The following is a 9,005-nucleotide window of genomic DNA, read 5'->3' on the forward strand; positions in this document are numbered from 1 at the left end:
ACGTTTATGATACAAATACCCAGAAATAATAATATCTCTTGGATCTCTTACCATATGAATTCCTATATACTTCTCTGGAAGCTTAGCATAGTCTATTTGTGAGTGCAAAAAGAATACTACATCTGAATTTGGAATCTTATCTGTTGTACCAGCAATACTTTTAAATTCCCAACCATATTTTAAACACAACTGAAGAAAGACTTTACCTAATAATTTTGTACCACATTTGTGATATCCAAAAATATAAATAGGCACATCTCTTTTTGTTTTAAATACCTTTTTAAGAAAGTGATATCTTAGTATTTTGAGCTGTTTATTCATTTGTAATTATAATCAAGCTACAAATATATCTTTATTAATTGTATTAATTAAGTCCTTTAAACTTTTATAAAATGTATCATCAATTTTATTTGAGAATTGAGTATTTATATTTGGAGAAACCACCTTTTTAGTAAGACGTCGAAAAGGTCTGTAAGGCCTAGTCATTATAAACTTTTGAATCCCATTTAGATTATAAGTCCAATTTGCACGAATATCTGATGCTGTCTCAATACACAACCAAGCACTTTCACTAAAATCTTGACGCACTAAATCAAAACTCTCTTTTTTAAATACACCCTTGTTGTATTTGGCAGCATAATACATTGAAGGTAGCAACATGATTTTACTTAAATAACTTTTAAAATCATAAAGCTTCATGCTGTTGACATCCATTTTACTTTGTTGATTGATACTTGCAATTAATTGCTTGAGACTTCGCTTGTAATCTAATGCTTCAAAATCTATTATTAAATTCAAGGTAAGGCTCTCATCGTTTGGGTAGATCCTTTTTGAATGGTTTAATATTTCATATGGCAAGTAATACTCAGGATAATTATCAAGTTGCGACTCTAAAATTTGAAACCAACCATGATGCTGTAAAGGATCAAATTTATAAATCAATTTCAAAGACTCTTTTTTAAAGCTTTTAAGTTCATTTGAGTTGGCAAAAGCATCTTTTACTATTAATAAACCATCAAAATCACTGTAAGGAATAACTTCGTTTGTAGCTACACTTCCATGAACAATTACCGAATGAAATAAGTTTGAATATTTCTTTTGAATCAACCGCTCTATGCTGTGAACCAAATCCAGGCTACCATCATATTTTTGAAGCGTTATTATTTTTGATTCAGTTGGTGTCATTATTTCGTTTTTTCTCGTAATACTTTTAAAATTCCAAATACAGCTTTTTTGTCAAATATGTACAATACTAAAAAAGCGACTATTAGCATTACTATTAAAAGCATCGATGGATTTACGGTTATGTATTCAAATGAGACTAATATATAAATAATACTTAAACTTATTAAAGACACCAATGGTCCTTTCAAACTAAAAAACAATTGTTTTATGGAAAACGGAATATGCCTATTAAGCACCAATAAAAACAGAATAAATGATAAAATTTTAGAAATAACTAAAAAATAAGCAACCCAAAGCACGCCATACTGAACACCTAAAACTATAGCTGAAGCGGTTAGAATAGTTCTTCCAATAGACACATACATAGACACTTCAGGCTTTCCAATACTTGAAAAGATGATACCGCCAAATTGACTTACAGATTGAATTGCGCCTGCAAAGCAAAGGATTCGAACAATAGGTATTGCTTCATCCCATTTGTTACCAAACACGACATTAATAATTAAATCTGCGTTAAATGCCAAAATAGTCATCGCTGGAACAGAGACTAGTGCAATAAGATTAACGGACTTAAAATAGCCCCTTAAAATTTTTTGTTTATCATTTTTAAATGAAGAAAATGAAGGAAACAGCACCTCACTAAATATGTAAGAAATTCGTTTCACTGGCGTATACATTATATTGTAGGAAAATGCATAATAACCCAAAATAACGCTTGAGAAAAATTTACCCAAAATCAAATAATCTATATTTCTCTCAAAATACAAAGCTGTTTTAGAAGCTTTAAACTTTAAGGAATACCAAATCATATGCTTAATTTCTTTGAAGTTAAAATAAAAGCTTGGCAACCATCTTTTATGATAGAGCGTTAAAACTAATCTAATTGCGGAAGACACTAACGCCTGTATCACAAGCGCATAAACGCCTAATCCAGCGTAAGCTCCTATTACAGCAGCAATAGAACCAATAAGTGTTCCTGACAGATTTATAATACTGATCGTTCTGAATTCTAAATCACGTTCTAATAATTTAAACTGAACAATAAATACAGGACTTAAAAGTATATTGATTGATGCAACTAAAATTATGGGAGTCAGTTTTGGCTCTTCGTAAAACACCGCAGCAAAACTAGCGGTTGAGATGATAATTAAAAATGAAAAGACAGATAAAGCAAGATTAATCCAATAAATAGAAGACAACTCTTTTTGAGTACTTTCAGTCTCATGTATTATTGAAGAACCAAACCCCATGTTTGTAAATAATACTATAAATCCAATAAAAGTCATTGTAAGTGCTACCAAACCGAAATCCTCTGGTAAAAGAAGTCGTGCCAAGACAATATTAACAGCAATTGCTAAAAATTGAGAAAGGGTGTTAACTATAGTTAGGTAAAACCCACCTTTAATTATTTTATTTTTTTTGCTCCCGTCGCTCAATCTCTTCTAAAACTTTTTTTGTAGATTTTTCAAATGAATGCTCTAATACATGGTGTTTGGCAGATTCGGTTTTTTGTTTATTTAATTCAGGGTTTTCAACAACTTCTTTTATCGTTTTAGTAAGTAACTCAGAGTTATCAGGCTCGATAAAATAAACCATATCATCATGATAACGGTCTCTTAACGACGGTAAATCTGAAAATATCACAGGATTTTTACTTTTAAAGTATGCACTAGCTTTTCCTGGTCCTAAAAAATATCGGTTGTATTCGCTATTGGTATAGTAAGCTATTAAAACATCAGCAGATCTCACTAAATCATCGTAGTCTTCTAATTTTTGAAAAGGCAGTAACGTTAAATTCTCTAAATTCTTAGCAGCAAATTTTTGTTTAGCTCCATCGGTAATACCAACAATTGCAAATTCGTATTCAGGAAGTTGCTCTGCAGCATCCATAATGTAATGTAATTCTTTTGACTTTACACCAGCTTTTCCAGCATACAACACATACTTTTTATCTTCATGAAATTTGAATTTTTGACGTAATGCCTTCTTGTTGAAATGTAATTCTTCCTCATTTATATAATACCTAAGAGGTGTTCTAATTACTTTATTGACATGTTTATCATTGGCTTTTAGTTTATTTTCCATTCTAGTGGTTCCCACAACTATATAATCGGAATGATTCACAATAAATCTATGCAACCAAGACTCTTTCACATAAGGCGCTTCAAAGACAAACGTAGACTTGATTAATTTTAACCTTTTTAGGAATAAAAATGGCAATGTAGAAATAAAGCATTTGCTATAAACGATATCATAATCAAATCGTTTTCTATGTTTCAAAACAAACCTAAAACTTTCTTTAAATTTTTCAAAACCAATTTTCCAATTAGAATCTTTTTGGTCTGTATCCTCAAGAAATTTAGTTGGCAGCTCAGTTATTTTAAAACTAGGCTTCATTTTGTAAAGGTCAAAAATTTCAGAAAATTGAATTTCATACAATTTACGTTCAACTTTTGGAGTCAATAACTCGACTTGAAGTCCATTTTTAGAAAATGCTTCGCAACTATGCATAATATGCACGGCATCTGATCTATTTTTCCTCATGTCTCGAGGAGAAATATAAAGGAGCTTCTGAAACATTTTTGACATGATCTTTGGGTTAATTTTGGCTAAAATAGACTCACCTCAACCTTTTTGGAGTATCTACAGCCTTAGCTGGGTTTCCAAAACATTTGGTACCTGATGGTACATCTTTTACGACGTTTGAGGCCATTCCTATCATACAGTCGTCTCCGATATCTATTTTATTATTTGTCGTAACATTAATGCCTACAAAATTTCTACTTCCCATATTAACATTGGCAATAATGGCTTGTGTAGCAATTAAATTATAATCTCCTACTACAGCATCATGACCAATAGTCACGCCGCTCATAATAGAGTTAAACTTTCCAATTTTAGCCTTTGGATTGACAACGCAATGCGGCAAAATCAAGGATCCAACACCCACAGTAGCACTTCTAGAAATCATACAACTTGGGTGAATAAACGTATAATAGCGATCGTCAGGAATTCCTAATGCATCTTTTTGAGTAATTGCATTTACCATGTCGCGAATATCGTAAGATTGATAAATAAACTTTACATCCTTAAATTTTTCGTACTTATCAAAAAGATCTTTTACCTTAGAAACCACGGGAAATCCGTTAATTTCTTCTCCAACTGGAACATCATCATAAGCAAAACCAATACACTCAGCTTTCACATTAAACCTGTGCTGAGCATCGTATAAATTGTCTGCAATTAAAGTTGCCGAACTCTTTCCTCCAATAATAATTACCTTCTCCATTCTTTATGAATTAAACTCTTGATTTCGTTTGTTTATGGATTCCACTCTGCTAATAATATCATTTGATTTTGTAATTAAAGGCGGTCCAACAAATTTTCCTTCGATGATTGCTACGCCTTTATTTATGCGCTTAGCTTCCTCATATAATCTTAAAAATTCCTTGGCATTTTCATATTCTTCTTGTGTTGGAGAATACACTTCATTAACCATGTCGTTTTGCTTAGGATGTAATACCCACATACCACCATACCCAAGTGTCTTACCCATTTGTAAATGCGTAGCTAATCCCTCAAGATCATGAACTTTAATGTAAGCGGCATCTATGGCTTCCAATCCGTGAGCTCTGGCTACAATAGGGACTAAACACCTTGGATACTCTATACTGTAATTGGTTTCAAAATCACGAACTCCCTGTATATCAGATACATAATCTTCTGAACCAAACCCTAAAGCTATGATCCTATCTGAAGCTAGTGCGATGTCATTCATATTAACAATTGACTTAGCGCTTTCTAAAATGGGTATAATTGCAAATGTGCCATGCTCAAGTCCTTGATCTTTTTCGATTGATGATAATAAGTTATCTAGGTAAACAACATCCTCTTTTGTATTTGTTTTTGGGAGTAAGAAACCATCTAATGGTGCTTTTGTCATTTCCAAAACATCTTGAAGAAAAAACTCCGTTTCAATTTCATTAAGTCGCACAAATTTTGGAAAGCGATCAAACTTTGACTCTTTAATTTTTTCTGCAATTAATTTTCTTGCTTTTGGCTTATTTGCTGGTGGCTGAACGCTGTCTTCCAAATCAAACAACAACATATCGGCATTACTTCTTGCTGCTGAATCAATTAACTTTTCGTTATGCCCAGGCACAAACATTAAGCTTCTCAATATTTTTAAATCCCTTTTCATGATTGGTTTCGTTTAATTAAAATATTTCTTCTAAATCGAATAACGTCTTTTCCATCTTGGTTATATCCCACGGTTTCAACATACACAATACCTCTATCGTTTTTAGATTTCGATTCTCTTTTATCTAACACTTTGGTTCTGCTGTAAATGGTGTCATTAATAAATGTGGGATGTAAATGTTCTATATTCTCATATCCTAGGTTTGCAATAGCTTTTCCACTAACGTCTAACACTGTTAAATGGACCGCTAAACAAAACACTAGAGTTCCGGGAACCAAAACCTTTCCGTGCTGATTTTGCTCGCAATAATCTACATTTATGTGCACTGGATGATGATTCATCGTTAGCAATGAAAAAATATTATTGTCTGATTCAAAAATGGTTTTAGATTGTGTATGAATTATTTCCTCTCCGACTATAAAATCTTCGAAATAATTGCCCATCTTGTTTGCTTCCATCCTTACAAATTTAATTTTTTAATTATGGTTTTTATCCTTTTGATGTGAGGCTTTTCATAAACAACGCCATCAACTTTTAATATGTCAACATCATCCGAATCAACCGAAGTGATATGTTCATATACTTTCTTTATTTGTTTCAATTCTTCTTCAGAAAAATAAGTAATCAATTGCATTGCCTCTAACTGAGAAGGATGAATTATAAATTTACCATCTGCTCCATTTTGAAACGCTTCAAAACACTCTTCCTTAAATACAGAAAAATCTTGTAAATCTAGATCTACAGTATCAATGAATTTTTTTTCAAATGCTTTGGCATGCACTAATAATTCTTTTTTGTAATGAATTAAATTTTCATCTATGTGCTGCATTCCTGTAATAGAACAAAAATCATGACTCCCAAAGCCGAGTGCAGTGATACTGTGATGGTGTTTTTGTAAAATTTCTTTGATATTAATATAACATTGTGGATTTTCAACTAAAATAATAATGTTCAATGTAATGTCTTTTGAGTTTAAAGACACTATATAATCTAAATCTTCTATGTTTTTGATTTTTGGGAGAGCCAATCTGCCTTCAAATTTCTCAATGATATAAGACAATTCTTCCTCAGTATAATCATCATCTAAAAAAGGTGCTCTAACAAATGTATTTTTATTTATGGATAAGCTTTTAATTTCCTGAAGGGCTTTATTTTTATTGTTTGTAGAAACTGCGTCTTCAAGATCTATGACGAAGTAATCTGCAGAAAGATTTTTGATGTTATCAATAAACCGTTTCTTATCGCCAGGTACAAAAAAATAACTTTCCAACATTATAAATCCTAATTAGAGTTCGGTGGCAAAAGTATTACAGGCTCTATATAGAGACCAAATTTAAACTACTTTGTTTACAAGTTCAACAATCTTTCTCAGTTCTTTATCTTCAAGTCCAAAATACAAAGGCAAACAGATAACTCTCAAAGCTATACTCTCAGAAACAGGACATTTATCTTCCCTATTTAGGTAGGTTAATGTATTTAAACTGGGACAAAAGTAACGTCTGGGTAAAATAGCATTATCATTTAAAATACGTTCAACCTCCAACAACTTATCTTCAGATTCAAAAAAGATGGGATAATAAGCGTAATTCCATTGTGTCTCTGGTCTAATCTTTAACGATTGTAATTTTTCAAAATTCAAATGCTTGTCATAATAATCACAAATACGTTTTCTATTTGAAATTATTTGACCCATGTACGGTAAAACGCATAATCCCATAGCTGCTTGTAGCTCACTCATTTTGGCATTAATCCCAACACCATGAAAATCAATTTTACCATCATGGCCAAAATTATGCCTGAAGTGCATTTGATGAAACAAGGCTTCATCATTACAAAACAGTGCACCACCTTCTCCAGTATGAAATAACTTTGTAGCGTGAAAACTAGAAGTGCTTACATCACCATAATTAAACATCGATTTTCCCTTATATGTTACACCAAAACTATGTGCAGCATCATAGATCACTTTTAAATTATGCTTTTTAGCAATACGCTCTATGGCTTCTACATCACAAGGATTCCCATAGACATGTGTTGCTAAAATAGCTGATGTTTTTTCTGTAATAGCAGCTTCAATTTTCGTCTCATCTATGGTTAAGTAATCTGGATGAATATCAACAAAAACAGGCGTACATTTTTCCCATACAATTGCAGACGTAGTTGCTACATATGAAAAAGGAGTTGTAATAACTTCACCTTCGTTACCAAATGCATTTAAAGCAATTTGAATAGGCAATGTGCCGTTGGTCATAAGAATCATCTGTTCAACTCCTAAATATGACTTTAATTTGGAAGTCAACTCTTTACACAATTCACCATTGTTGGTCAACCATTTGTTGTCCCAAATACGTTGCGTTTGCTTATGATACTCTTCAATTGGAGGAAAAAAGGTTTTTGTAACAGTAATCATTATTTTTGGCTAGTCAGCTAATTGTCAATAATACGGAGAAAAATACTTAACTAAAAGTTGCTCCGCATTTATTTTAAGTCCGAAAGCAAATATATTCTAATTATGTAGCTTAGATAAAATTTGGATAAAAAAAATTATGAACACTATTTTTTTAATGAAACAGAACCGTATTTGATATCAAACATCTATAAAACACCTTAATTAGGAAGCGATTTAATCCAAAAAAATTAAAAATAAATTAATCATTTGTTAATATCTAGACTTCTTAAGGCTTCGCGTTTATATTATATTTGTAACTGCTATTATATCTACAACCAACTAAACTAAAATAGTTTCGTAGTTCTTAAAACTAATTGATTAACATTATGAAAAAAATTTACACCCTTTTATTAGCTATAGCTACCAGTGGCTTAGGCTTTGCGCAATTAAACACTGGAGACATTGCATTTACGGGCTTCAATGCAGATGGCGATGATGATTTTGCAATTGTTGCATTAGTCGATATTCCTGTAAATACAATTATCTATTTCACAGATAACGAACCTGATACGGCGACAACGCTTACAACAGGAGAAGGAAAATTGGTATGGGATTCTGGAGCTTCAATTATCTCTGCGGGAACCATTGTAACTTTTACTGATACCGATAGCGCTGGAAACACAAGTTTTGGAGCTTCTATTGGAACTCTCAATGTTGGTGTTGACACCGGAATGAATTTAGCTGGAGGTGGAGATGCGCTTTATGCTTATCAAGGCACAGATGAAGATACCGTAACTGTTTGGTTAGCTGGAATTCAAAATGAAGCCAATAATGAAGGTGCTGGATTTAGCAATACTGGATTAACCTTTGGCACAACGTTTATCAACTTTTTTAATTCGGGTAGTCCAGATGGTGGTGCTTACTCAGGTGGCCGAGACACGGAAGCTTTGTTTTCAGACTATTTAGCTTTACTTGGCGACAACACGAATTGGACAACAGATACAGGAAATGGGGAAACACTTTTACCATATTCAACTACGGCTTTTACCATCTCAGGAGGTGTAAGCGATACCGAAGTTGAATTTATTGGAAGTTCTATATCAGTTTCAGAAGACGTTGGCACTTTTGAATTAGAGTTCACCATAATCAACCCAGATGCAGTAGCAACTAGTTTTGATGTAGTTTTAATAAGTGGAGATGCAGCAGATATCAATGGCTACGCAACACAAT

Annotated in this window: 9 protein-coding genes and 1 pseudogene; 1 reads left to right on the forward strand and 9 read right to left on the reverse strand. The window is 32.5% G+C overall.

Annotated features, from left to right (window positions below; all coding sequences use genetic code 11):
- The 9 genes from AB8B90_RS13840 to AB8B90_RS13880 all read right to left on the reverse strand — a co-directional run.
- Nucleotides 1-255: hypothetical protein (locus AB8B90_RS13840; protein ID WP_405338077.1), on the reverse strand; the 255-nt coding region annotated here is incomplete at its 3' end.
- 78 nt (nt 256-333) lie between these two features.
- Nucleotides 334-1,185 carry a hypothetical protein gene (locus AB8B90_RS13845; RefSeq protein WP_405338080.1) on the reverse strand — a complete coding sequence of 284 codons (852 nt, stop codon included), beginning with the start codon at nt 1,183-1,185 and terminating at the stop codon, nt 334-336.
- Complete coding sequence (locus AB8B90_RS13850) at nt 1,185-2,621, reverse strand: lipopolysaccharide biosynthesis protein (RefSeq protein WP_405338083.1); 1,437 nt, start codon at nt 2,619-2,621, stop codon at nt 1,185-1,187. The genes AB8B90_RS13845 and AB8B90_RS13850 overlap by 1 nt, the downstream gene beginning before the upstream one ends.
- Nucleotides 2,596-3,729 (reverse strand): glycosyltransferase, encoded by a 1,134-nt coding sequence (locus tag AB8B90_RS13855; RefSeq protein ID WP_405338086.1) that lies wholly within the window; start codon nt 3,727-3,729, stop codon nt 2,596-2,598. The genes AB8B90_RS13850 and AB8B90_RS13855 overlap by 26 nt, the downstream gene beginning before the upstream one ends.
- Before the next feature lie 76 nt (nt 3,730-3,805).
- Nucleotides 3,806-4,474, reverse strand: a complete 669-nt coding sequence (locus tag AB8B90_RS13860; RefSeq protein ID WP_405338089.1) for a hypothetical protein — start codon at nt 4,472-4,474, stop codon at nt 3,806-3,808.
- A 3-nt stretch (nt 4,475-4,477) separates the two neighbouring features.
- Nucleotides 4,478-5,386, reverse strand: a complete 909-nt coding sequence (locus AB8B90_RS13865) for an HpcH/HpaI aldolase/citrate lyase family protein (RefSeq protein ID WP_405338092.1) — start codon at nt 5,384-5,386, stop codon at nt 4,478-4,480.
- Nucleotides 5,383-5,844: a MaoC family dehydratase gene (locus AB8B90_RS13870; RefSeq protein ID WP_405338095.1), complete on the reverse strand. Its 462-nt coding sequence runs from the start codon at nt 5,842-5,844 to the stop codon at nt 5,383-5,385. Before AB8B90_RS13870 ends, AB8B90_RS13865 begins: the two co-directional genes overlap by 4 nt.
- A 2-nt stretch (nt 5,845-5,846) precedes the next feature.
- The gene (locus AB8B90_RS13875) at nt 5,847-6,659 is read right to left on the reverse strand and encodes an aldolase/citrate lyase family protein (RefSeq protein WP_405338098.1); all 813 of its coding nucleotides are present in this window, start codon (nt 6,657-6,659) and stop codon (nt 5,847-5,849) included.
- Nucleotides 6,660-6,719: 60 nt separating this feature from the next.
- Nucleotides 6,720-7,796 (reverse strand): DegT/DnrJ/EryC1/StrS family aminotransferase, encoded by a 1,077-nt coding sequence (locus AB8B90_RS13880; protein WP_405338101.1) that lies wholly within the window; start codon nt 7,794-7,796, stop codon nt 6,720-6,722.
- A gap of 365 nt (nt 7,797-8,161) precedes the next feature.
- On the opposite strand from AB8B90_RS13880, the pseudogene AB8B90_RS13885 reads away from it, so the two are divergent.
- A pseudogene (locus AB8B90_RS13885) lies at nt 8,162-9,005 on the forward strand (hypothetical protein); the annotation flags it as partial.

This window comes from Psychroserpens sp., assembly GCF_045105015.1.
In the GTDB taxonomy this organism is placed as follows: Bacteria; Bacteroidota; Bacteroidia; order Flavobacteriales; family Flavobacteriaceae; genus Psychroserpens.

Bases quoted from the DNA above. Each gene is read 5' to 3' on its own strand.
- AB8B90_RS13845 (WP_405338080.1), bottom strand. From the start codon at position 1,185: ATGACACCAACTGAATCAAAAATAATAACGCTTCAAAAATATGATGGT.
- AB8B90_RS13855 (WP_405338086.1), bottom strand. From the start codon at position 3,729: ATGAGGAAAAATAGATCAGATGCCGTGCATATTATGCATAGTTGCGAA.
- AB8B90_RS13860 (WP_405338089.1), bottom strand. From the start codon at position 4,474: ATGGAGAAGGTAATTATTATTGGAGGAAAGAGTTCGGCAACTTTAATT.
- AB8B90_RS13865 (WP_405338092.1), bottom strand. From the start codon at position 5,386: ATGAAAAGGGATTTAAAAATATTGAGAAGCTTAATGTTTGTGCCTGGG.
- AB8B90_RS13870 (WP_405338095.1), bottom strand. From the start codon at position 5,844: ATGGAAGCAAACAAGATGGGCAATTATTTCGAAGATTTTATAGTCGGA.
- AB8B90_RS13875 (WP_405338098.1), bottom strand. From the start codon at position 6,659: ATGTTGGAAAGTTATTTTTTTGTACCTGGCGATAAGAAACGGTTTATT.
- AB8B90_RS13880 (WP_405338101.1), bottom strand. From the start codon at position 7,796: ATGATTACTGTTACAAAAACCTTTTTTCCTCCAATTGAAGAGTATCAT.